Annotated in this window: 21 protein-coding genes; 13 read left to right on the top strand and 8 right to left on the bottom strand. The window is 69.2% G+C overall.

The features are described from left to right. Positions 1-70: 70 nt before the first annotated feature. The gene (locus tag ACZ5ZX_RS30695) at positions 71-967 is read right to left on the bottom strand and encodes an SMP-30/gluconolactonase/LRE family protein (protein WP_465505465.1); all 897 of its coding nucleotides are present in this window, start codon (positions 965-967) and stop codon (positions 71-73) included. A gap of 69 nt (positions 968-1,036) precedes the next feature. On the opposite strand from ACZ5ZX_RS30695, the gene ACZ5ZX_RS30690 reads away from it, so the two are divergent. Continuing rightward, a complete protein-coding gene (locus ACZ5ZX_RS30690) occupies positions 1,037-1,525 on the top strand; it encodes an Lrp/AsnC family transcriptional regulator (protein ID WP_465505464.1) in 489 nt (162 codons plus the stop codon). Here the strand turns inward: ACZ5ZX_RS30690 and ACZ5ZX_RS30685 are convergent. Next, positions 1,473-2,267 carry a carbon-nitrogen hydrolase family protein gene (locus ACZ5ZX_RS30685; RefSeq protein ID WP_465505554.1) on the bottom strand — a complete coding sequence of 265 codons (795 nt, stop codon included), beginning with the start codon at positions 2,265-2,267 and terminating at the stop codon, positions 1,473-1,475. The genes ACZ5ZX_RS30690 and ACZ5ZX_RS30685 overlap by 53 nt on opposite strands. Positions 2,268-2,351: 84 nt before the next feature. On the opposite strand from ACZ5ZX_RS30685, the gene hisD reads away from it, so the two are divergent. The 6 genes from hisD (at position 2,352) to ACZ5ZX_RS30655 (ending at position 12,321) form a co-directional block, all read left to right on the top strand. Further along, positions 2,352-3,677, top strand: a complete 1,326-nt coding sequence (gene hisD / locus ACZ5ZX_RS30680) for a histidinol dehydrogenase (RefSeq protein WP_465505463.1) — start codon at positions 2,352-2,354, stop codon at positions 3,675-3,677. Continuing rightward, positions 3,674-4,774 carry a histidinol-phosphate transaminase gene (locus ACZ5ZX_RS30675; protein WP_465505462.1) on the top strand — a complete coding sequence of 367 codons (1,101 nt, stop codon included), beginning with the start codon at positions 3,674-3,676 and terminating at the stop codon, positions 4,772-4,774. Before hisD ends, ACZ5ZX_RS30675 begins: the two co-directional genes overlap by 4 nt. Further along, on the top strand, positions 4,771-5,370 hold the full coding sequence (hisB, locus tag ACZ5ZX_RS30670) for an imidazoleglycerol-phosphate dehydratase HisB (protein WP_007029930.1): 600 nt from the start codon (positions 4,771-4,773) through the stop codon (positions 5,368-5,370). The genes ACZ5ZX_RS30675 and hisB overlap by 4 nt, the downstream gene beginning before the upstream one ends. Before the next feature lie 613 nt (positions 5,371-5,983). After that, positions 5,984-6,139, top strand: a complete 156-nt coding sequence (locus ACZ5ZX_RS30665; protein ID WP_465505461.1) for a hypothetical protein — start codon at positions 5,984-5,986, stop codon at positions 6,137-6,139. A gap of 57 nt (positions 6,140-6,196) precedes the next feature. Beyond that, positions 6,197-6,778, top strand: a complete 582-nt coding sequence (locus tag ACZ5ZX_RS30660) for an NADAR family protein (protein ID WP_465505460.1) — start codon at positions 6,197-6,199, stop codon at positions 6,776-6,778. Positions 6,779-6,843: 65 nt separating this feature from the next. Then, positions 6,844-12,321, top strand: a complete 5,478-nt coding sequence (locus ACZ5ZX_RS30655) for a WD40 repeat domain-containing protein (protein WP_465505459.1) — start codon at positions 6,844-6,846, stop codon at positions 12,319-12,321. Positions 12,322-12,395: 74 nt separating this feature from the next. Here ACZ5ZX_RS30655 and ACZ5ZX_RS30650 read toward each other — a convergent pair whose 3' ends face one another. After that, positions 12,396-14,570, bottom strand: coding sequence for an MMPL family transporter (locus ACZ5ZX_RS30650; protein WP_465505458.1), 2,175 nt, complete (start codon positions 14,568-14,570; stop codon positions 12,396-12,398). A 160-nt stretch (positions 14,571-14,730) separates the two neighbouring features. Here ACZ5ZX_RS30650 and ACZ5ZX_RS30645 point away from each other — a divergent pair, with 160 nt between their 5' ends. Both ACZ5ZX_RS30645 and ACZ5ZX_RS30640 read left to right on the top strand, forming a co-directional pair. Beyond that, positions 14,731-15,300, top strand: a complete 570-nt coding sequence (locus ACZ5ZX_RS30645) for a TetR/AcrR family transcriptional regulator (protein ID WP_465505457.1) — start codon at positions 14,731-14,733, stop codon at positions 15,298-15,300. A 46-nt stretch (positions 15,301-15,346) separates the two neighbouring features. Next, the gene (locus ACZ5ZX_RS30640; protein ID WP_465505456.1) at positions 15,347-16,258 is read left to right on the top strand and encodes a hypothetical protein; all 912 of its coding nucleotides are present in this window, start codon (positions 15,347-15,349) and stop codon (positions 16,256-16,258) included. Here ACZ5ZX_RS30640 and ACZ5ZX_RS30635 read toward each other — a convergent pair. Further along, the gene (locus ACZ5ZX_RS30635) at positions 16,215-16,763 is read right to left on the bottom strand and encodes an RNA 2'-phosphotransferase (protein ID WP_465505455.1); all 549 of its coding nucleotides are present in this window, start codon (positions 16,761-16,763) and stop codon (positions 16,215-16,217) included. The two genes, ACZ5ZX_RS30640 and ACZ5ZX_RS30635, sit on opposite strands and share 44 nt — an antisense overlap. Positions 16,764-16,809: 46 nt before the next feature. Further along, positions 16,810-17,271 carry a redox-sensitive transcriptional activator SoxR gene (gene soxR, locus ACZ5ZX_RS30630; RefSeq protein WP_465505454.1) on the bottom strand — a complete coding sequence of 154 codons (462 nt, stop codon included), beginning with the start codon at positions 17,269-17,271 and terminating at the stop codon, positions 16,810-16,812. A 53-nt stretch (positions 17,272-17,324) separates the two neighbouring features. Between soxR and ACZ5ZX_RS30625 the strand changes: the two genes are divergently transcribed. From ACZ5ZX_RS30625 to ACZ5ZX_RS30615, 3 genes are read left to right on the top strand one after another with little or no spacing between them, the layout of a single operon-like run. Next, positions 17,325-18,017, top strand: coding sequence for a transketolase (locus tag ACZ5ZX_RS30625; RefSeq protein ID WP_465505453.1), 693 nt, complete (start codon positions 17,325-17,327; stop codon positions 18,015-18,017). Positions 18,018-18,021: 4 nt separating this feature from the next. Then, on the top strand, positions 18,022-18,912 hold the full coding sequence (locus ACZ5ZX_RS30620) for a transketolase family protein (protein WP_465505452.1): 891 nt from the start codon (positions 18,022-18,024) through the stop codon (positions 18,910-18,912). Positions 18,913-18,921: 9 nt separating this feature from the next. After that, entirely contained in the window at positions 18,922-19,350 is a 429-nt protein-coding gene (locus ACZ5ZX_RS30615) for an NUDIX hydrolase (RefSeq protein ID WP_465505451.1), read from the top strand. Here the strand turns inward: ACZ5ZX_RS30615 and ACZ5ZX_RS30610 are convergent. The 3 genes from ACZ5ZX_RS30610 to ACZ5ZX_RS30600 all read right to left on the bottom strand — a co-directional run bounded on the left by ACZ5ZX_RS30610 (position 19,336) and on the right by ACZ5ZX_RS30600 (position 21,470). Then, positions 19,336-20,004: an NIPSNAP family protein gene (locus tag ACZ5ZX_RS30610; RefSeq protein ID WP_465505450.1), complete on the bottom strand. Its 669-nt coding sequence runs from the start codon at positions 20,002-20,004 to the stop codon at positions 19,336-19,338. The two genes, ACZ5ZX_RS30615 and ACZ5ZX_RS30610, sit on opposite strands and share 15 nt — an antisense overlap. A 42-nt stretch (positions 20,005-20,046) precedes the next feature. Then, positions 20,047-21,219, bottom strand: coding sequence for an acyl-CoA dehydrogenase family protein (locus ACZ5ZX_RS30605; RefSeq protein WP_465505449.1), 1,173 nt, complete (start codon positions 21,217-21,219; stop codon positions 20,047-20,049). 71 nt (positions 21,220-21,290) lie between these two features. Beyond that, positions 21,291-21,470, bottom strand: coding sequence for a hypothetical protein (locus tag ACZ5ZX_RS30600; protein ID WP_465505448.1), 180 nt, complete (start codon positions 21,468-21,470; stop codon positions 21,291-21,293). Positions 21,471-21,604: 134 nt separating this feature from the next. Between ACZ5ZX_RS30600 and hisH the strand changes: the two genes are divergently transcribed. After that, complete coding sequence (gene hisH / locus ACZ5ZX_RS30595; protein WP_465505553.1) at positions 21,605-22,228, top strand: imidazole glycerol phosphate synthase subunit HisH; 624 nt, start codon at positions 21,605-21,607, stop codon at positions 22,226-22,228. Positions 22,229-22,230: the final 2 nt, after the last annotated feature.

Raw genomic sequence — 22,230 nt, 5'->3', positions numbered from 1 at the left:
CCAAAGCGCGTGAAGGCCCCCTTCCCTCGGCTCAGCCGAGGGAAGGGGGCCTTCACGCGCGAACCGGCCCCTAGAACCGTGGCCCGGAGAAGTTCACCCGCAGCGTGTAGACCGAACTGGACGCGGTGATGAACAGGTCGTTCCGCCGCGGCCCGCCGAAGGTCAGGTTCGAGCACACCTCCGGCACGAGCAGCTTCCCGATCCGCGTGCCGTCGGGCGCGAAGCAGTGCAGACCGTCATGCGCGGCGGCCCACACCCGGCCGGCGGCGTCCACGCGAACGCCGTCGAAGCCACCGGCGTCGCTGGTCGCGAAGATCGCGCCGCCGGAAAGCCGTCCCTTGTCCACTGAGAAAACCCTGATGTGACTGGGGTTCTGCCGGGTGTCGGCGATGTAGAGCAGCGATTCGTCGAGGGAGAAGGCGAGCCCGTTGGGGCGGCTGAAGTCGTCCGCGACGATGCGCACCGAGCCGTCCGCCGGGTCGGCGCGGTAGACGTGGCAGGCGCCGATCTCGCTTTCGGCCTGATGGCCTTCGTAGTCGCTGTCGATCCCGTAGCTGGGGTCGGTGAACCAGATAGCGCCGTCCGAGGCCTCGACGACATCGTTGGGGCTGTTGAACTTCTTGCCCTGATACGTCTCCGCGAGCACGGTGGTGCTCCCGTCGTGCTCGGTGCGCGTCACCCGGCGGCCGCCCTGTTCGCAGCTGACGAGCCTGCCCTGCCGGTCGACCGTGTGCCCGTTGTGGAACCCGGCCGGTTCACGGAACACGCCGACCGCGCCCGTCGTCTCGTCCCAGCGCAGCACGCGGTCGTTCGGGACGTCGCTGAAGACCAGGTACCGGCCGGCGGGGAAGTAGGCGGGCCCCTCGGCCCAGCGGCAGCCGGTGTGCAGACGTTGCATCCACTCGTCGCCGTTGACGCGGGCGAACCGCTCGTCGAGAACCTCGAAACGCGCCTTGAACTTGTCCATGAAAACCCCAGCTGTTCAGAACTTCATCTTGCTTTAAGCATGTATCGCCGAACTTGATATGGTCAAGCCATGGATGACGTAGATCGCATGCTGCTGACCGAACTGCAGCGGGACGCGACGCAGGCGTACGCCGCGCTCGGGAAGACGGTCGGATTGTCCGCGGGCGCCGCGCACGAACGGGTCCGCAAACTGCGGGAGCAGGGCGTCATCCGGCGCACGACCGTCGACGTCGACCCGGCCGCGGTCGGCCGAGGGGTGATGGCGTTCGTGCTGGTCGAGGCCAACTCGTGGATGGGCGATTCGCCGACCAAGGCCGCGCTGGAGGCGCTGCCGGAGGTGGTGGAGGCACACGTCATCGCGGGGCCGGCTTCGGTGCTGGTGAAGGTGCGCACGCCGACCACCGAAGAACTGCAGGCGTCACTACGCCGGCTGTACGCCATCGAAGGCGTCACCGGCACACAGACGATCGTGGTGCTCGAATCCTTCTTCGAGCGATCAGTCGACGCTAAAGGCGACGGTTCGCCAACGCCCCCGTCGCCGCCCGCGCCTTCCCGCTGACCGCCGGATCGATGTCGACGACCACCGTCTCCGGCCCGGCCCCCAGCCGCGCGTGGACGCGCCCGAAACCGTCGGACACCGTCGAGTAGCCGATCCCGGTCGGCGCCTTCGGGTTCACCCGGGTTCCGCTCGCGGCCGGATCGGCCTGCCCGCAGCCGAGGACCCAGCAGCCGGAGTCGAGCGCGCGGGCGCGCACCAGTACCTCCCACTGCTCGCGTTTGCCCTCGCCCGCGCCCCAGGACGTCGGCACGAGGACGATGTCGGCCCCGTCGTCGGCCAGCTTCCGGAACAGCTCGGGGAAGCGGATGTCGTAGCAGGTCGCGACACCGAACGTGACCCCGTCGACCTCGAACGTGACCGGCGCCGTCCCCGGCGCGACCGTCTCGGATTCGGCGAACCCGAACGCGTCGTACAGGTGGATCTTGTCGTACCCGAAGTGCTGTCCGCCGCCGGTGACGAGCAGCGTGTTGCTCACACGGCCATCGGGCGACGGCGTGAACATGCCTGCCACGATCACCACACCGTGTTCTTCGGCGATGGACGCCACAGTGGACGCCCACGGTCCGTCCAGTGGCTCCGCCAGTGGTTTCAACGGGACGCCGAAGCGCGCCATCGTCGCTTCGGGGAAGACCACGATCCGCGCGCCGTCGGCCGCCGTGGCCGCCACGCCTTCGCGAATCAGCTTCAGGTTCGTTTCGGGATCCTCGGCCGCGGTGAGCTGGCACAACGCGATCCGCGGCACGGCGGCCTCCCTCATCGTGGGATCACTGGTCACCACTCCAGTGTGCCTGCTCGGCGCGATCCGGCCACCTCGTACCCTTGAGCCATGTTGAACCGTACCGACCTGCGTGGACTCCTCCCGTCCGTTGCCGAGCTCAGGAGCACGCTTCCGCGTGCCGAGTACGACGTGGACGCGGCGCTGCATCACGTACGGCCGATCGTCGAGGCGGTCCGCGATCGCGGCGTCGAGGCGGTTCTCGAGTACACCGAGCGGTTCGACGGTGTCCGTTCCACCGGCGTCCGGGTGGCGGCGGCGGAGCTCACCAGCGCGCTGGAGAACCTGGATCCGGCCGTCCGCGAAGCGCTGGAAGAGTCCATCGTCCGCGCCAGGAAGGTCCACGGCGATCAGCGCCGCCAGGACGTCACGACCGAGGTCGTCGACGGCGGCACCGTCACCGAGCGCTGGATCCCGGTCGAGCGGGTCGGGCTGTACGCGCCGGGCGGGCTCGCGGTGTACCCCTCGACCGTGGTGATGAACGTCGTCCCGGCGCAGATCGCCGGTGTCGGCACCCTGGTGCTGTGCTCGCCGCCGCAGGCCGCGTTCGGTGGCCTCCCGCACCCGACGATCCTCGCGGCCGCGGAGCTGCTGGGTGTCGACGAGGTGTGGGCCGTCGGCGGGGCACAGGCCGTCGCGCTGCTGGCCTACGGCGGTACCGACACCGACGGAACGACGCTGGAGCCGGTCGACACCGTCACCGGGCCCGGCAACATCTACCTCACCGCGGCCAAGCGGCTGCTGCGCGGGATCATCGGCATCGACTCCGAGGCAGGCCCGACCGAGATCGCGATCCTCGCCGACGAGACCGCCGATCCGGTGCACGTCGCCGCCGACCTGATCAGCCAGGCCGAGCACGATCCGCTCGCCGCGAGCGTGCTGGTCACCACATCCGAAGAACTCGCGGACGCGGTCGACAAGGAACTGACCGGCCGCGTCGCCGCGACCAAGCACGCCGAGCGGGTGACCGAGGCGTTGAGCGGCAAGCAGTCCGGCATCATCCTGGTGGCGGGCGTGGACGACGGCATCCGTGTCGTGGACGCCTACGCGGCCGAGCACCTGGAGATCCAGACCGCGAACGCGCGGGAGGTCGCCGCCCGCGTGCGCAACGCCGGCGCGATCTTCGTCGGTGCCTACGCGCCGGTCTCGCTCGGCGACTACTGCGCCGGATCGAACCACGTCCTGCCCACCGGCGGGTTCGCGCGCCACTCGTCCGGCCTTTCGGTGCAGAGCTTCCTCAAGGGTGTGCACGTCGTCGACTACAGCCAGGACGCGCTGCGTGAGATCGCCGGCCGCGTCGTCGCGCTGGCCAACGCCGAGGACCTGCCCGCGCACGGCGAGGCCATCACGGCCCGGTTCGAGGGAGAGCGGGCATGACCATCGGCGAGGAGATCACGCTCGACTCGCTCCCGTTGCGGGAGGACCTGCGGGGCAAGACCCCGTACGGCGCGCCGCAGCTGGACGTGCCGATCCGGCTCAACACCAACGAAAACCCGTACCCGCCGCCGGACGCGCTGGTGGCCGACGTCGCCGAGGCCGTCCGCGCCGAGGCCGCGTCGCTGCACCGCTACCCCGATCGCGACGCCGTCGCGCTGCGGCAGGATCTCGCGGATTACCTCGCGGTCTCCACCCGTGTACTGCTCTCGGAGTCGAACGTGTGGGCCGCCAACGGGTCCAACGAGATCCTGCAGCAGATCCTGCAGGCCTTCGGCGGCCCCGGCCGGTCGGCGCTGGGTTTCGAGCCGTCGTACTCGATGCACCCGATCATCTCGGCTGGCACCCGCACCGACTGGCTGCCGGTGCCGCGCCGCGACGATTTCACCCTCGACACCGAGAAGGCGGCCGCGCTGGTGCGCGAACGCCGTCCGGACATCGTCTTCGTGACCAGCCCGAACAACCCGACGGGCGGATCGATCCCGTTCGGCGAGCTGCGCGGGCTGCTCGAAGCGGCGCCCGGCATCGTCGTGGTCGACGAGGCGTACGCGGAGTTCTCGTCGCAGCCGAGCGCCGTCGAGCTTCTCGAGGAGTACCCGGCGAAGCTGATCGTGTCGCGCACCATGAGCAAGGCGTTCGCCTTCGCGGGCGGACGGCTCGGCTATCTCGCGGCCGCGCCCGCGATCGTCGACGCTTTGCAGCTGGTGCGCCTGCCGTATCACCTTTCGAAGCTCACGCAGGCCGCGGCTCGCGCGGCGCTGCGGCACGCGGACGCGACACTGGCTTCGGTCGCCAAACTCGCGGCCGAACGCGACCGCGTGGTGGAATCGTTGCTGGGCTTGGGATTCACGCCGGTCCCGAGCGACGCGAACTTCGTCCTCTTCGGACGCTTCGCGGACGCGCCCGCGACCTGGAAGTCCTATTTGGACAACGGTGTGCTGATCAGGGACGTCGGCATCGAAGGGCATCTGCGGGTGACCATCGGGACGCCGGAAGAGAACGACGCCTTTCTCGAGGCCAGCAAGGAGGTGCCGCGATGAGTCGCGTCGGCAAGGTGGACCGCACCACCAAGGAATCGTCCATTTCGGTCCAGCTCGACCTGGACGGCACGGGACAGGTGGAGATCGACACCGGCGTCCCGTTCTACGACCACATGCTCACCGCGTTCGGCGTGCACGGCTCGCTCGACCTGAAGGTGCAGGCGACCGGTGACGTGCACATCGACGCGCACCACACCGTCGAGGACACCGCGATCGTGCTCGGCCAGGCGCTGCGGCAGGCGCTCGGCGACAAGAGCGGCATCCGCCGGTTCGGTGACGCCTGGATCCCGATGGACGAAACCCTCGCGCACGCCGCGATCGACGTCTCCGGGCGCCCGTACTGCGTGCACCTCGGCGAGCCGGAGCAGTTCAACAGCTTCACCATCGGCGGGAACTACCCGTTCGTGCTGACGCGGCACGTGTTCGACTCGCTGTCGTTCCACGCCCAGATCGCGCTGCACGTGCGCGTCCTGCACGGCCGGGACCCGCACCACATCGCCGAAGCCGAGTACAAGGCCGTCGCGCGCGCCCTGCGTGCCGCCACCGAGCCGGACCCGCGGGCGGGCGGCATCCCCTCCACGAAGGGCGTGCTCTAAGCGGGAACGGCCGTCGCGGGGCGACCCGGGTTCGTCCATGAAGGAATGGGGACACTCAACGCCCTGGTTCCTTCATGGGCGCGGGCATCACACCCCACGCTCGCCGACGTTGTCAGGTGACAACCGGCGCGCGGCATGAGAACGCTGTCCCCAATGTGGCATTGGGGACACCACATGTCCGAAGAAGAACCCGCATTTGGGTACCTACGCCTGACCGGGACGAGGGTGGTTCCGCAGGCCTCGTTGCCTGGTCTGATCCCTTGATCAACGGACGATTCGGGACACTCAACGTCCCGGATCTTCCGTTGATCAAGCTCGTGGTCGAGCACGACCGGTGGACCGGAGACCGAGCGGGGAAGATTCCGGACGCTCAACGTCCGGAATCTTCCCCACCCGGACCACCCCGGCAACCCGCACCAGCTCCACACCAGTAGGTAGACAAATACGACTCCCTCAAAGCGTCATTGGGCCCCAGAGGCATCGGGCCACCAGACACCCTTGCCTTACCCCTCAATAAGTGCGGTTCTTGCGTGCGCGACCACCGCATTGAGCGGACGAAACGCGGCGGTACCCGGAGGCTGGGCGTGCGCGGCCGTGTGGCAGGGTGACCGGCGTGAGTAACTCGACCATCGCCGTGCTGCTGCTCGCGCTCGGCGGCTTCCTGATCGGCGGCGTCTACGCGACCTGGAAGAGCGTCAAGTTCCTGGCCGTGATCCTGGGTATCGGCGCGCTGCTGGCGATCGGCGGCGCCATCGCCTGGCTGGCCTAGGGCCGCCGACCGGTAAATCGCGTGCGCGCCGGATCGTGGGCGAGCATGCTTTCCGGCATGTCCACGAACCCGCGCTCGGTCGACGATGTCGTGCGGCTCCAGCGAGCGGGGCGCCGCGTCAAGTTCCTCTTCTTCTGGGGTCACCGGCCTCGGCGTGATGGCACGATCGGTCCGGAGTGCTTCAGCCAGTGGTGGCCCGCCTGGTTCACCGCGGACGGTGAAACCTTCCCGACGGCCGAGCACTACATGATGTGGCGCAAGGCTGTCCTCTTCGACGACGCCGGGAGCGCGGCACGAATCCTGAAGGCCCGGCATCCACGCGAGGCGAAGGCGCTGGGACGCGAGGTACGCGGATTCGACCAGGCGGTGTGGGAAACGGAACGCCATCGAATAGTTCTCGACGCATCCATCGTCAAATTCGGCCAGCACCCGGAGCTTCGTGCGTTCTTGCTCGGTACCGCCCATCGCGTCTTGGTCGAAGCCAGCCCACTCGACGCGATCTGGGGGATCGGGCTCGCCGCCGACCATCCACGGGCCGGGAACGCCGAGCACTGGCGCGGCCTGAACCTGCTCGGCTTCGCCCTGGGTGAAGCGAGGACGAGGCTCGCACCGGAGACGGCCCCGTCTCCTGCCCTTTAGTACACCGCTCCGCCGCCCTCCCGCTGTCAGGATCCGGGCACGGATCCGCGGCGGAGGGGTGCAGGATGATCTTGGAGCAGGTGGTTTCACGCTACGACCCGGGTTTCGACGTCGTCGGCGCACAGCTGGGGCTCGGCCGTGACGGGCAGGCCTACCTCGTCTACGCGGGACGCGTGCTGAGGACCGGGCTGGACGGTTCGTCGCCGTATGCCGGGGAGGCGGGGTATTCCGCGCTCGCCGTCACGGCGAACGCGGCCGGGACGATCGCGACGGCGGAGGCGCATTTTCCGCACCGGGTCGCCTTCTGGGACGCGGAGTTCGGCCCGCTCGGCCATATCGACGACTTCACCACCAACGACGAGCAGGGCTGGAACGCGCCGTCCGCGGTCGAGGCGGGGGAGTCGGGCGACTTCTACGCGATCGACCAGTACGAGAACCGCGCCCTCCGGCTGAATCCCCGTGGCGTGGTCGCGGTGTACGACCTGCCACCGCTGGGCGCGACGGTGAAGCACGGCCTCGCGGGTATGCGCGTATCGGAGCGTCTCTCCAGGCTGTACACGTCTTGGCCGTCCGGCGTCTTCGTCACCGGCTTCGACGGTACGCAGCTGTGGAACGTTCCGGTCCGGGTGGCGGGCCCGCACCTCGGCGGGTTCGACCTCGCCGACGACGGCAAGCTCTACGTCCTCGCCGCCGGGAACGAGGTCCGGATCTTCGACGAGAACGGCGGCCCGGCCGGAACGCTCACCCTGCAGCTGCCCGACACCCGGTACCCCGTGTCGAATCTTCGCGTCCGGGGAGGCGAGATCTTCCTGAAGCGCGCCGATCCCACGACGTTGTTCGAGGTGTACGACCGCGCGACCGGCAAGCGGCTCCGGCGGGTCGCCGCCGACGTCGAACGGCTGACGGTCGGTTTCGCGGATCCCGTCTGGACGGCCGGGAAGCCGGTCCCGCTGAGCATCACCCACGACAGCGGCCGCTGGAAGGCGGCGCCGCGGTTCCGGGTCTGGACTCGTCCGCTCGGTGTCCCGGAGTTCACCGAACTCCGGGTCGACGGTGGCGCCGTGACCCCGCCCGCCACCGCTCGCGGTCTCTACCAGCTGAGGGTCTCGCCCGATGTGGCAGGCAGGTACTCGGAGTACACAGTGGACACTGTGGTCGAGGTCCGCGCTCCAGGGTCGACCGGAACGGTGTCCGTGATGACCCCGCTCAACCGGTTCTACTACGGCCGTGGCGAACCGGTCCCGGTCGCCGTGCTCGCGCGGGCGAAGCCCGGCACACCGCTCCCCACGACCGTCAAGCTCCGGATTCTGCGGGCGGGCAAGGAAATCGGCGTTCGTGACGTCACGCTCACGAACGGCGAGGGCGAGGTGAGCCTCGACGGCTCCTGGGAGCCGGACCGCTACACACTCGACGCGGACGTCCCCGGTTTCACCGTCGCGCCCCAGTATCTCGAGATCGGCGCCGGGCTCGCCGACCGGCCGGACTTCCACATCGTCCAGCACGGCGACTACGCCCAGAGCTTCCCGGAGGATCCTCGTGGGAAGGCGCAGATCCCGCGTTTCGCCGATGTCCCGGAGATCACCGCCGCGCATCTGGACCGGGCGGCCAAACTCGGCCTCAACCTGTTCGTCGACCGCGTCGGGCACGGTCCGGAAGGCCGGTTCCAGAGGATTCCCGCCGACGTCGAAACGGTCGCCAGGCTGGTGAAAGATCCCGAGGCCGTGTCGCCGGAGAAGGCCCATTTCGAGGACTGGAGCCGCCGCGCCATCGCCGGCTACGGGGCGCGGTCCATGGAGGAACAGGGAATCCTGCTCTACATGGACGCCGGGTTGCCGCTCGGTAAACCGTACGACACCCGCAGCCCGGAGAAAATGGTGGCGGACCTCAAGACCGTCACCGGCTTGCTGGCCACGTATCCGGCTTTCCGCGGCTGGAGCTGGGCGGCCAACTGGTGGCTGACGAAGCTCGGCGCGGACGCGGCCGCCGACGAGGCCGAGAAGGCCCAGTACCTCGCCGCGTGGAAGGTGGCGGACGAGACGGGGAAGTGGTCGCCGGTGCTCGACACGGTGTCGGATCGCGCGTTCGCCCACAAGGTCGACGCCGAGAAATTGTTCCGCGCCGCGATGGACTCCGTGGTCCCCGGCCGGATCAGCGCGATGACCGCGCCGTACCGGGCGGTGCAGAGCCCACCGCAGATCCTGTTCGAGGACGCCGACGAGGTCGACCTGCAGTACCAGTCAGAGCAGATCCAGCCGCCGCAGGTCACCGGGCACGCGGTCGACTTCTACCGGCGCCCGGGAAAGCCGGTGTGGGGTCACCCCGAGCTGTTCAACGACGACGGTACCGGCGGCATGTTCCTGCCGACCCTGCTGCAGCAGGTGATGCGCGGCGCCGATGGGACCGGCACGGTCGGCGACGCGGGACGTCAGCACGTGGGCCCGACCTCCGCCGACCCCCGGACCGGTGGGACCGGTACCCGGCTCGGCGATCCGAGGGCTTCAGGCGCGGGCAAGACCTCCGTCCTGCGGGCGGCGTTCGGCCTCGCCGCCGAAGTGGGGCCCGCGATCGCCGCGGCCCGCAGTGGTGACCGCGTCGCGATCGTGGTCTCCACCCGCATGCAGCGGGCCGAGGGCAGGGAAGGCGGTATCAGCGGCTGGAACGGGAAGATCGGCGGCAAATACTTCGACTCCCTTTACGAGGCCTACAACGCCTGCCTGTACGCGCACCGGCCCGCGTCGTTCGTGTTCACCGAGGACGTCAGCGCCGAGGTGCTGGGCGGGTACGACGCCGTGTTGCTCGTCGGGCAACGGATGGAGCTGGATCCGCCGCTGGCCGCGGCCTTGCGGGACAGCGGGGTGCCGGTCTACTTCGACGACACCTGCCGCCCGGAACTGGTCGTCGGGTTCACGCCACTGGGCATCGGATTCGACAAGGTCAGCCACGACCCCCTGGCGTACAACGACGACTCGGCATACCCGCGTTTCCGGCGCTACTTCCTGGAGCACGCCGAAACCATGCGCAAGGCGCTGGCGGACGTCCGGCCGGTCGCCGGCTGCGACAACCCCGAGGTGCTGTTGTCCGAGTGGGTCGACGGCGACGTCCGGTACGTCTGGGCGGTCAACAACACCCTCCTCGACTGGGACCCCGGGCAGATGTGGCGGGTGGGCCTGTCGATCGGGCATCGGGTGCCCGTGATGGCCGCGCTGGACGTCGACGTGCCACTGCTGCACCGCGTCGTCGATGTCCTGACCGGCCAGGACGTCTCGCTGGTCGGCGGCAGGTTCACCGCCGACCTGCGCAGCGAGCCCGCTCGGCTGTACGCGATCGTTCCCCTGCTGCACAAGGAACTTCCGAAGGTCACCCCGGACGCGTTCGGCCCGCACGTCCGCGACATCGCGGTGTCCGCTGACGGGAAGTCGGCGATGCTCGGCTGCTTCAACTGGGATCACAACCTGTACGGGCTGGATCTCGGCACCGGGAAGACCACCTGGCGGCGAAAGATCGGGCACCACTTCGGGTTCGCGCCGTCCGTCCACAAGGGAGGCTTCGCCGCGCGGGGCTTCGACCTCGACACGGCGGAGGGGCATCATCTCTACCTGCTGGACGGCACGGGGAAACCGAATCGCAGATTCGCCCTGTTCGGCCTGCCCAAACGCGCGACGGATTGGGCGCGCGGTGAGTGGCTCCACGACACGGGGCTGGACAATTTCGCGGTGGCCCCCGGCGGAGCGTGGGTCGCGACCTCGGGTGATCTCGGCCTGGTGGTGTGGGACAGCGCGGGAAAGCAGCTGTGGGCGCGGGAATGGTGGACGACGAGCCGGACACCGCACCGGCTGCTGGCGGTGGACGACACGACCCTGGTCGCGTTCGACGCCGGAAAGATCACCGGACTGTCCGCTGTGGACGGACGAGAGCTCTTCTCGGTTCAGGTGGCCCGCACGGGAGTGTTCCTCGGCGGCACCGTCAGCGCCGACGGCAAGACCATCGCGATCTGGGCCGGCACCGACGGCGGCCGGATCTTCGTGCTGCGGGGCGGCGCTCTGGTCAACACCCTCCCGGTCGCCGCGGAAGAGGTGTCGGTATCGGCCGACGGAGAGCTGATCGTGGTGACGGAGGGGGAGCGGCTCAACGCTTTCGCCGCGACCGGCGGTCTACTGTGGACGTTCACCGGCGACGATCTCATGCGCCGTCCCCGGATCTCTCTGGACGGCACCAGGATCGCCGCCGGGAGCGAACTCGGCACGCTGTACGTCCTGGATTCGACGGGAGCGGTGCTGACACGGCAGGATCTGCGCGCCTTGCCGGTGCCGTCGTGGCTGCCCGGCGGCGACCTGCTGGTCGCGACCTGGATGGGCACCGTCATCCGCTATGGAGCGAACCTCCGGCCGCGGTGGCGGAGCCGGATCGCGCCGGTCGAGACCGACGCGCGGTCGAAGCTGCGGGCACCCGATCCGACGCCGACGACCCGTAAAACCGGCTGGGGGAACGCTTCGGCCGAGCCACTGCCGTTGGTGCCCAACCTCATCGCGGACACGAAGGCGTTCGTGACCGCGGAGTCCGTACGGCCGAAGCAGGTACTCGAAGGTCAGTATTCCGCGGAGATCCTGCGTGACGGCAAGGCGGATCCGCCACCGGGGCCCTGGCTGCGCTGGCACGACATCGGGTTCGTCAACAGCGGCTGGCGTGACGAACTGGTGCTCAAGGTCGACACGTTCCGCACGCAGGTGCGGCTGACCGGCGTCACCTTCGCCGAGGATCCGGCGCATCCCGAGTCGTGGCTGCGTGACGTCCGGTTGCAGTGGTGGGACGGCGAGGGCGAGGTCTGGCACGACGGACCGCTGCTGTTGTCCGACAAGGCCGTCCACAGCCATGTGTTCGACCGGCCGATCGAGGCCTCGCGGTTCCGTTTCGTCAGCACCGGCGGCGGAAGCTGGCCGAACGGCAACATCCGGCTCGGTGAGCTGGTCTTCCACGGTGAGCAGCTGGGGAACTCCCACCGCGACGTCCTCGCGAAACGGCCGAGGGCCGTGCTCTTCGACGAGCGGGTCAAGGATCTCGACATGATGCTGTACCCGCCGACGTTCGGCTTCCGTCAGGGTGACGCGTTCTCCGGCGGGACCAGCCTGGAACTGACGGCGGCGGGGGAGGCGCATCCGGCGTACCGGGCGCCGTTCGGGCACGCGGTCCCCGATTGGGACTTCAAGATCGCCGAGAATCCGGAACCGGGTCAGTACCGGTACTTCCAGTTCGCGTGGAAGGCGACATCGCCGAATACGACCGGGATCGGGCTGCGGCTGGGCGGTCCTTGGCCTGGGCTCGCCGTCTGCGCGTCCGTCGGCGATTCGAACTGGCTCGACCACACGGTGCTCGCGGAACACCGGGTGCCGGGTCCGCCGCCCGCCGACTGGACGACCGTCCGGATCGACCTCTGGGCGATCACCGGGGGCAAACCGCCGGTGATCCAGGGGCTGGGGCTGCGGTCCAACGGCGGTGGCGCGCTGTTCGACCGGCTGGTCCTCGGCCGCACCGAAGCGGACCTGTGAGCTGAAGGGGACTTTCCCCGCATGTCATGCGAGGAAAGTCCCCTTCACCGCGTCTTATGCGGGGAAAGCGTCCTTCAGCTCCGGACCAGCTCCCGCTCGTCAGGAGCGTCGAGTTGCTTCGTGAGCTTCTCGCCTTCGACGTCGACGTCGGGCAGCACCCGGTCGAGCCACTTCGGCAGCCACCAGGCACCGCGTCCGAGCAGCGACATCAGGGCCGGCACGATGGTCATCCGGATCACGAACGCGTCCACCAGCACCCCGAAGGCCAGCGCGAACCCGATCGACTGGATCAGCGAGGACTCCGCGAGGACGAACCCGGCGAACACGCTGATCATGATCAGCGCGGCGGCGACCACGACCCGGGAGCCGTGCCGGAAACCGGTGACCATCGCCTGCTGCGGGTCGGCGCCGTGGACGTACTCCTCCCGCATCCGCGTCACCAGGAACACCTGGTAGTCCATCGCGAGCCCGAACAGCACGCCGATCAGCAGGATCGGCAGCATGCTCATGATCGGCCCGGTCGTCTTCACCCCGAGCAGGTCGGTGAGCCAGCCCCACTGGAAGACCGCGACCACGGCACCGAACGTCGCGACCACGGAGCCGAGGAAGCCCAGCGTCGCCTTCAGCGGGACCACGACCGACCGGAACACCAGCATCAGCAACAGGAACGCCAGCCCGACGATCAGCGCGAGGTAGGGCAGCATCGCGTCCGCGAGCTTCTCGGAGACGTCGATGTTGGCCGCGGTCTGCCCGGTCACCGCCAGCGAGGCGCCGGTGGCCGTGCCCAGCCCCGCGTTCAGGCCGCGGATGTCGCTGACGAGGTCCTCGGTCGCGGTGCTGCTCGGACCGCTCTTCGGGATGACGGTCAGCAGCGCGAGGTCGCCGCCGCGGTTGGTCTTCGGCGGCGTGACGATCGGACGCTCCGGCAACCCGCTGATCCCGGCGGCGGCCTGCTGGAGCGCGGCCTGCCGGTCCTTGCTGCCCGCGAGGTCGACGACGATCACCAGCGGTCCGTTGGCGCCCTCGCCGAAGCTACGGCTGACGGTTTCGTAGGCCTTGCGCTGGGTGGTGTCCGGTGCGGCCGTGCTGTCGTTCGGCAGGCCGAGCTGCATGCTCGCGGCCGGGATGGCGACGATCGCGAGTCCGGCGACAGCGGCGACCAGCACCGGGATCCGGTGGCGGGCCACGAACCGCGCCCAGCGCTCGCCGTGTGTCGTCGCACCTTCCTTGCGGCGCAGGCGGATCTTGCCGCCCCGCAGCCTGCCGCCCGCGAACCCGAGGATGGCGGGCAGCAGGGTGAGCGCGATGACGACGGCGATGGCGACGGTGATCGCCGCGGCGACGCCCATCTCGCCGAGGAACGGGATGCCGACGACGGTGAGTCCGGCCAGCGCGATGATCACGGTCAACCCGGCGAACACCACGGCGGAGCCCGCCGTGCCGGTGGCGCGTCCCGCCGCTTCTTCCGGATCGCGGCCGACCTCGAGTTCGTGCCGGTAGCGGGAAACGATGAAGAGCGCATAGTCGATGCCGACGGCGAGGCCGATCATCAGCGCCAGGACAGGCGTGTTCGTGTTCAGTTCGAGGAAGCCGGACGCCGTCGTGATGCCAGCCATGCCGATGCCGACGCCGATGAGCGCGGTCAGCAGCGGGATCCCGGCCGCGAGCAGCGAACCGAAGGTGATGATCAGGACGACGGCGGCGATGGCGACACCGATGCCTTCGGTGGCGTTCGTGGCGGGCATCGCCTGGACGGCGTCACCGCCGAATTCCACGGTGTACCCGGCGGCCTTGGCGGGGCTCGCGGCGGCCATCAGGCCTTCGCGGTCGGCGTCGGTGAGTTCGAAACCGGGCACGCGGTAGCTGACCTGGGCCAGCGCGACATGTTTGTCCGGCGAAATGGCCTGGGCCTGCAGGGGGTTGATCACCCCGGCGACCTTCGGCGCGTTTTCGAGGCCGGAGACCAAGCCCGCGATCGCCGCCTTGCCTTCCTCGCCGGTGATGTCACCGGGCGTCGAGATGACCACGCGCGCGGTCGCGCCGCCTGCCGCCGCCTCGGGGAAGCGGTCCGCGAGCTGGTCGATCGCCCGCTGCGATTCGGTCCCGGGGATGGTCACCGAGTTCGAAAGCTGGCCGGACAGGGTCAGCGCGCCCGCGCCGAGGGCGACCAGCACGGCGGCCCAGACCGCCGTCACCAGTACCCGGCGCCGGAACGAGAACCGGCCAAGGCGGTACAAGAAGCTGGCCACAAGAGTCTCCCGTTCACTCGATCAGGTTCATTCCAAGCTAGCCGACCGGCTAGGAGGCTACAAGCCGATCGGCAAGTATGTGACTAGCCGCACGGCTAGTACCGGTTTGGCCGGACGGCTAGGCTTGACGTAGCCTCCGACGGCTGAACGAGGAGGGATCATGGACGTCGTCCAGGCGGAGGACACCCGCACGCGACTGCTGAGCACGGCGTTGCGGCTGTTCAGCGAACACGGCGTGGAGGGCACCTCGCTGCAGATGATCGCCGACGCACTGGGGGTCACCAAGGCGGCCGTCTACTACCACTTCAAGACGAAGGCGGAGATCACCGAATCCGTCGCCGAGCCCGTGCTGCGCGAGCTGGAGGGCATCGTCGACGACGCCCGCGCCCAGCGCACCCGCGGCGCGCAGATCGACCATCTGCTGGACGGTTTCGTCGATCTCGTGGTGCGGCACCGGGCGCTGGTCGCGCTGTTCTCCAGCGACCCCGGCATCGCGCGGGCGATCGAAAAGTCCGTCCACCGCTCGGAAAGCTTCAAGAACCGGTTGCTGGAGATCCTGGTCGGCCCGGAGCCGGACGTGCTGGGGATGGTCACCGCGCAGGTGCTCCTCGCCGGTATCGCCCTCGCCGGCGGCTCGCCCGAAGTCGTGTCCCTCGACGACGAGACGCTGCGCGAAACGCTCCTCACCATCGGCCGCAAGCTCTACAACCGTCCGCGCCGGCGCACGTGACCGATGTGTTCAAGACAGGGGCCCCGATCCGCGCGATCCTGCCGGTATGAACATCGATCTCAACGCGGCGGCCGGTTTCATGGCCACCCAGGCCCGGCTGCTCGACCGGCGGCGGTTCGAAGTCCTCTTCCGTGACGGCGACCCGGCGGCCGCACTCGCCGCGCTTGAGGGGTACCGCAATCCCGACGGTGGTTACGGCCACGGCCTCGAACCGGACTGCCGCTCGGTCACCAGCCAGCCCGGGGGAGCACTGCACGCCTTCGAGGTCTTCGCCGACATCGGCCCGGTGACCAGCCCGCGAGCGGCCGAACTCTGTGATTGGCTCGACTCGATCTCCTTACCGGACGGCGGGGTCCCCTTCGCCTTGCCGATGCCGGATCCGTTCGGCAGCGCGCCGTTCTGGGCGAGCGCGGACCCGTCGGTCTCCTCGCTCCAGATCACCGCGATCGTCGCCGTCGCCGCGCACCGGGTCGCCGCGCACGATCCCGCCGTCGCCGCGCATCCCTGGCTGGCGAAGGCCACCCGCTATTGCCTCGGCGAGATCGAGAAGATCGACGAGGCACCGCACGCGCTCGTGCTCGCTTTCGCGATGAAACTGGTGGACGCGCTCGGCGACACCCGCCTGGTCGGGAGACTCGGCCGGTTCATCCCGGACGAGGGCGTGGTCGCGGTCGACGGCGGGATCGAGGGCGAGGCCATGCGCCCGCTCGACTTCGCCCCGGAACCCGGTGGCCCGGCACGGAAGCTTTTCGACCCCGAAGTCATCGAGGCCGAGCTGCGGCGGATCGCGGGCAGGCAGCACGAGGACGGCGGCTGGCGGGTCGACTACACCAGCTATTCGCCCGCGGCCGCCCTGGAGTGGAACGGGATGTTCACCGTGGGCACGCTGGGGCTCCTGCGGGCCAACGGCCTGATCACGGGAGACGGCGGAGGAACTCCGGCGCAACCGCGGCGGTGAGCCAGACACCGTTCGCGCTCACCTGGAACTCGTGCCCCGCCTCGGCCATGCCCCGCGCGTCGACGGTGAGCAGGACCGGGACACCGCGCCGGGCACCGACGGCCCGCGCGGTCTCCATGGTCGCCGAAAGGTGCACGGCGTGCCGCTTCATCGGCCGGAGGCCTTCACTCAGGATCGCGTCGAGGAACCGCGACACCGTCCCGTGGTAGAGCACGTCGGGTGGGACGGCGGTGGGCAGTTCGAGGTCGACGTCGACGCTGTGCCCTTGGCTGGCGCGGATCCGCAGCCCGCTTTCGTCGAAGGCGAAGCGCCGTTTGTCGTTGCCCTCCACCACTTCGTCGAGCTGGGCACGGCTGAGCCGCACTCCGTGCCGCGCCAAGGCGGCCAAAAGGGTCTCGACTTCGACCCAGCCGTCAGGGGTGAGGGTGATGCCGATGTCGCCGGGTGCGTGCCGCAGGTGCCGGGAGAGCCGTTTCGAGACTCGGATGAGGTGTTTCTTTTCCATTTCGCGTCCAGTGACGCATATCCGGTACCCGCGTGGCAACGGGAATTCAGATGCCGCCCTCGGAAGCCGGGCGCAGTTTGCCCGCGCCGGGGCCGAACCGGGACATCTGGTCGTCGGCGTTGTACAGCCCGCAGCTGCGCAGAGACAGGCAACCGCAGCCGATGCAGCCGGTCAGCCTGTCCCGCAGCCGCTGCAACGCGTCGATCCGCGCGTCCAGTTCGTCCTGCCAGCCGCGCGAAAGCCTCGCCCAGTCCGCCTTCGTGGGGGCATGATCCTTCGGTAAGGTGTCCAGTGCCGAGCTGATGTCGTCGAGGCTGAGCCCGACCCGTTGCGCGGCCCGGATGAAGGCGATCCGGCGCAGCACCGAACGCGGATACCGCCGCTGGTTGCCCGCCGAACGCTCCGAGCTGATCAGCCCTTTGTCCTCGTAGAAGCGCAAAGCGGTGTGGGGAACGCCGCTGCGGTCGGCGACCTGCCCGATGCTCAGGTGTTCAGCCAGTCTCGTCACGTCGCCAGGCTAGCCTTGACTTCGACTTAAGTCGAGGTTGCACGCTCGATGCCATGACCACCGACACGAAAACCGGCTACGAGGATCTGCCGAGGCTGATCTCGCTGATGACCGGGGACGAAAAACACCAGGCCGCGGCCGAGTCCACTGTGGACGTCCTGTGGGTGCTCTACGACCGCGTGCTCGACATCACGCCGGAGAACTTCCACGATCCGGGCCGCGACCGCTTCCTGCTGTCGAAGGGCCACGGCCCGATGGCCTACTACGCGGTGCTGACGAAGAAGGGCTTCATCCAGGAGGACGAACTCGCCGACTGGACGTCGGCGGAATCCCGGCTCGGGCACCATCCCGATCGCGCGCGGCTGCCGGGTGCCGAGATCTCCAGCGGCTCGCTCGGCCACGGCCTCCCGCTGGCCATCGGCACCGTGTTCGGTCTGCGCGCCAAGGGATTCCGCGACGCCAAGGTCGTCACGCTCATCGGTGACGCGGAACTCGACGAAGGTTCCAACTCCGAGGCCATCGCGGTGGCGGGCCGGATCGGCATGCCGCAGCTGACCGCCGTCGTCGTCGACAACTCCTCGGCCACCCACGGCTGGCCGGGCGGGATCGGACGCCGGTTCGAGGTCGAGGGCTGGGCGGTCCGCACCGTCGACGGCCGGGACCACGACGCGCTCTACGAAGCCTTCACCACCCCTCATCCGGACCGGCCGCTCGCCGTGGTCGCGACCGTCGAGCGAAAGGGCTGAACCCGTGAACATGCGTGAAACGTTCCTCGACGCCACCGCCGAGGTGCTCGACACCGATCCGAACGTCGCCGTCGTCCTCGCCGACATCTCCGCCGCACAGCTCGCCTTCGCCGCGCGAAAACATCCGGACCGCGTGCTCAACGTCGGTATCCGCGAGCAGCTGATGATGAGCACCGCCGGTGGGCTCGCCCTGGCCGGGATGCGGCCGATCGTCCACACCTTCTCGTCGTTCCTCGTGGAGCGGGCGTTCGAACAGGTCAAACTGGATCTCGGCCACCAGGACGTCGGCGCCGTGCTGGTGTCTTCGGGCGCGTCCTACGACATGCCGACCGCCGGGCGGACGCATCAGGCGCCCGGGGATGTCGCCCTCATCGACACGCTGCCGGGCTGGACCGTGCATGTGCCGGGTCACCCCGAGGAAGCACGTCGCCTGCTGCTGGAGTCCATTCCCGGCGACGGGCGTGTCTACCTCCGGCTCTCCGCGCAGGAGAACGCGAAACCGCATCTGGGCGTCGGCCTGCAAACGCTGCGGGAAGGCGGCCGGGGTGTCGTGGTGGCCGTCGGGCCGATGCTGGACCGGACGCTGGAGGCGACCGCCGATCTCGACGTGACCGTGCTGTACACGTCGACGATCAGGCCGTTCGACGCCGCCGGGCTGCGTTCGGCCGTCGATGCCACCGGCGCGGCCGACGTCGTGCTGATCGAGCCCTACCTCGCGGGAACGTCGGCGCATACGGTGTCCGCCGCGCTGTCCGAGACACCGCACCGGCTGCTCTCGCTCGGCGTCCGGCGCGCGGCCGAAGTACGGATCTACGGCGAACTGGCCGACCACGACCTCGCACACGGTCTCGACGCGGGCTCCATCGCCCTGTCGGTCAAGGAATTCCTCCGCTAGTTTCGGGGAATGCCTGCCATCCGCCCGCTCGCGCTCGCGGTCGTCCGCCGCGGTGACGACCTCCTGGTGTTCGAAGGCCGGGACGAAGCCAAGGGCGAGACCTACCATCGCCCGCTCGGGGGCGGGATCGAGTTCGGGGAGACCGCGGCGGAAGCGGTCCGCCGTGAGCTGCAGGAGGAACTCGCGGCGGAACTGACCTCGGTCGAGCAGATCGCGGTACTGGAGAACGTGTTCACCTACGAAGGCAGGGCGGGCCACGAAATCGTGTTCCTGTTCGCCGCCGAACTGGCCGACAAGGCGTTCTACGAGCGCGACGAGGTCGGCGTCGTCCTCGACGAGGGCGCACGCGTGCACTGGCTGCCGATGGCCGACGTGGCGAGCGGCAAGGCGATTCTTTATCCGGATGGGCTCGCGGAACTCCTTTCAGCGCAGGCGTGACCGCGGGGTCGGCGTGAGTTCCAGCCGCCGCCAAGGACGTTCGAGCCGGTCGGCGAGCCCGGCACCCGTCCGGTCGAGAAGTTCACGGTGTTCTTCGGTGGCCTTGGCGAACCAGACGAAGACCGTTTCGTTCTCTCGTACGGGGAGGCGGGGAAAGGTGTTCTCGGCGGGCTCGGTCTCGAAGTGGCCGAAGGTGACCACACCGGCTTCCCGCAGCGCCGGAGCCACGGTTCCCGCGAAATACTCCGAGAAGTCCTTCACCGGCCCGGTGGGATGGCAGATCGTCACCAGCACCCGGGAGCCGGGTGCGCCGTCCGGAGCGGGGAATCCCGGCCCGGACGGCCGCAGCAGCAGGACGTCGGAAGCGTCGATCATCGTCTCGTTCGCCGCCGGGCCGTGTTCGCGCCACACCGGCCCGAAGTAGAACGACTCCAGCGCGGCCCGCCTGGTCTCCATGTCCCGGAAACCACGCAGCCAGACGAACTTGTCCGGTTCACCCACCTCGCGGAACTGACCGAACAGGTGCGTCCCGCAGGCTTCCTGCGTTTCCACGAACTCGCGCTCGAAGAGTTCGATCAGCTCGTCCCGGCGGCCGGGGTGCAGGGTGTACCGGCGCAGCTCGACGACGGACTGGAACTCGGCGGAATCGGTCATGCGGCGGACCCTAGATGCCCGCACCGACAGTTTCGGAGCGGCTCAGCGGAAGGCGGCGAGCCCGGTGACCGACTGGCCCAGCGAGAGCGCGTGCATCTCCTCGGTGCCTTCGTAGGTCAGCACGGTTTCGAGGTTCGACATATGCCGCATCACCGGGTACTCCAGCGAAATCCCGTTGGCGCCGAGCATGGCGCGCGCCGTCCGCGCGACCTCCAGTGCCGACCGCACGTTGGCGAGCTTGCCGAAGCTGACGTGGTTGTGATGCAGCGTGCCCGCGTCCTTGAGCCGCCCGATCCGCAGCGCGACCAGCCCGGCCCGGTTGACCTCGACGACGAGGTCGGCGAGCTTGCGCTGGGTGAGCTGGAACCCGGCCAGCGGCTTGCCGAACTGCTCGCGGCTCAGCGTGTACTCCAGCGCGGATTCGTAGCAGGAACGCGCGGCGCCGACGACGCCGAACAGGATTCCGTAGCGTGCTTCGTTCAGGCACGACAGCGGTCCGCGCAGGCCGCGGACCTCGGGGAACGCCGCCGATTCCGGCAGGCGGACGCCGTCGAGCACCAGTTCCGCGGTCAGCGAGGCCCGCAACGACAGCTTGTGCTTGACCTCGTTCGCGGTGAAGCCCGGCGTGTCCGTGGGGACGACGAACCCGCGCACGCCTTCGTCGGTCTGCGCCCAGACGACCGCGACGTCGGCGACGGTGCCGTTGGTGATCCACATCTTCGTACCGCTCAGCACCCAGTCCGAGCCGTCGCGTACCGCGCGGGTCCGCATGCTGCCCGGATCGCTGCCGGCGTCCGGTTCGGTCAGGCCGAAGCAGCCGAGCGCCTCACCGGCGGCCATCCGCGGCAGCCACTCCTGCTTGTGCTCGTCGGTGCCCCATTTGTGGATCGCGTACATCGCCAGCGAACCCTGCACCGAGACGAAGCTGCGCAGCCCGGAGTCGACGGCCTCCAGCTCGCGGCAGGCGATGCCGTAGGCGACGGCGCTGGTCCCGGCGCAGCCGTAACCCTCCAGGTGCATGCCGAGCAGCCCGAGCTTGCCGAACCCCTTGGCGAGTTCGGCGGCGGGCAGCGCACCCGTTTCGTACCATTCGGCGATATTCGGCAGGAGCTGGTCGTGCGCGTACGAGCGCACGGCGTCACGGATGGCCCGGTCCTCGGCGGAGAGCTCGGCGTCGAGATCGAGGAAGTCGCGCGGATCCGGGCTGCTGCTCATGCGTTACTCCTGGTCGGCTCGGTGGGGTGTGGCTCCATGAAGAAAACCACACACACGACCGGAGTCGGGTGTCAGCGATCGCGCCATCCGGTGGTCTTCGTCACCTGAACCGATGCGGTCGCCGTCTGTCCGGGCGCCACGCGCTGTTTCTGCGCGGGGATCAGCAGCTCCGCGAAGGTGGGAAAGGGGACACTCTCGATGTCCTCGCGCCAGGCGTCGAGAAGGCAGGTCAGGTCGTCGGCGTCCCGCATCGTTCCTCCAGAAGTGCAGGCGGTCCTGCGCCGGCCTCTCACTCGGCGTGGTTACTACCCAAACGAGTGACGGTTGAAACAAGGAATCGCGAGAAAATCCAGTCCGCTAACCTGGGCGCGTGGCTACTCCTCGTGTGGTGATCCTGGACTACGGGTCCGGCAATCTCCGGTCCGCCGAACGCGCTGTTCAGCGCGCCGGCGCCGACGTCGAGGTCACGGCCGACCCCCATGCCGCGCTCGAGGCCGACGGCCTGGTCGTCCCCGGCGTCGGTGCCTTCTCCGCCTGCATGGAGGGGCTGCTCTCGGTGTCGGGGGAGAAGATCATCGGCAAACGCCTCGCCGGCGGCCGTCCGGTGCTGGGCATCTGCGTCGGCATGCAGATCCTGTTCGAACGCGGCGTCGAGCACGGCGAGGAGGCCGCGGGCACCGGTGAGTGGCCCGGCACGGTCGACAGGCTGGAGGCCGACGTCCTGCCCCACATGGGCTGGAACACCGTCCGCGCCCCGGAGGACTCGCGGCTGTTCGCCGGTCTCGACGCGGACACCCGGTTCTACTTCGTGCACTCCTACGCCGCGCGGACCTGGGAACTCGACTCCGGGCTCGCCGGGCAGCAACCCAAGGTGACCTGGGCGAACCACGGCCAGGACTTCGTCGCCGCCGTCGAGAACGGGCCGCTGTGGGCGACGCAGTTCCACCCGGAGAAGTCCGGCGACGCCGGGGCACACCTGCTGCGCAACTGGCTGGAGTCTCTGTCTTAGAG

Source organism: Amycolatopsis sp. NPDC033938 (genome assembly GCF_055575975.1).
The sequence above is the reverse complement of the archived record's forward strand: the minus strand, read 5'-3'. Positions and strand labels throughout refer to the sequence as shown.

Coding starts and splice junctions, on each gene's coding strand:
- ACZ5ZX_RS30690 (WP_465505464.1), top strand. CDS start 1,037: ATGGATGACGTAGATCGCATGCTGCTGACCGAACTGCAGCGGGACGCG.
- hisB (WP_007029930.1), top strand. CDS start 4,771: ATGAGTCGCGTCGGCAAGGTGGACCGCACCACCAAGGAATCGTCCATT.
- hisD (WP_465505463.1), top strand. CDS start 2,352: ATGTTGAACCGTACCGACCTGCGTGGACTCCTCCCGTCCGTTGCCGAG.
- ACZ5ZX_RS30600 (WP_465505448.1), bottom strand. CDS start 21,470: ATGCGGGACGCCGACGACCTGACCTGCCTTCTCGACGCCTGGCGCGAG.
- ACZ5ZX_RS30625 (WP_465505453.1), top strand. CDS start 17,325: ATGACCACCGACACGAAAACCGGCTACGAGGATCTGCCGAGGCTGATC.
- ACZ5ZX_RS30655 (WP_465505459.1), top strand. CDS start 6,844: ATGATCTTGGAGCAGGTGGTTTCACGCTACGACCCGGGTTTCGACGTC.
- ACZ5ZX_RS30615 (WP_465505451.1), top strand. CDS start 18,922: ATGCCTGCCATCCGCCCGCTCGCGCTCGCGGTCGTCCGCCGCGGTGAC.
- ACZ5ZX_RS30635 (WP_465505455.1), bottom strand. CDS start 16,763: ATGGAAAAGAAACACCTCATCCGAGTCTCGAAACGGCTCTCCCGGCAC.
- ACZ5ZX_RS30660 (WP_465505460.1), top strand. CDS start 6,197: ATGTCCACGAACCCGCGCTCGGTCGACGATGTCGTGCGGCTCCAGCGA.
- ACZ5ZX_RS30675 (WP_465505462.1), top strand. CDS start 3,674: ATGACCATCGGCGAGGAGATCACGCTCGACTCGCTCCCGTTGCGGGAG.
- ACZ5ZX_RS30695 (WP_465505465.1), bottom strand. CDS start 967: ATGGACAAGTTCAAGGCGCGTTTCGAGGTTCTCGACGAGCGGTTCGCC.
- ACZ5ZX_RS30640 (WP_465505456.1), top strand. CDS start 15,347: ATGAACATCGATCTCAACGCGGCGGCCGGTTTCATGGCCACCCAGGCC.
- ACZ5ZX_RS30645 (WP_465505457.1), top strand. CDS start 14,731: ATGGACGTCGTCCAGGCGGAGGACACCCGCACGCGACTGCTGAGCACG.
- ACZ5ZX_RS30610 (WP_465505450.1), bottom strand. CDS start 20,004: ATGACCGATTCCGCCGAGTTCCAGTCCGTCGTCGAGCTGCGCCGGTAC.
- ACZ5ZX_RS30605 (WP_465505449.1), bottom strand. CDS start 21,219: ATGAGCAGCAGCCCGGATCCGCGCGACTTCCTCGATCTCGACGCCGAG.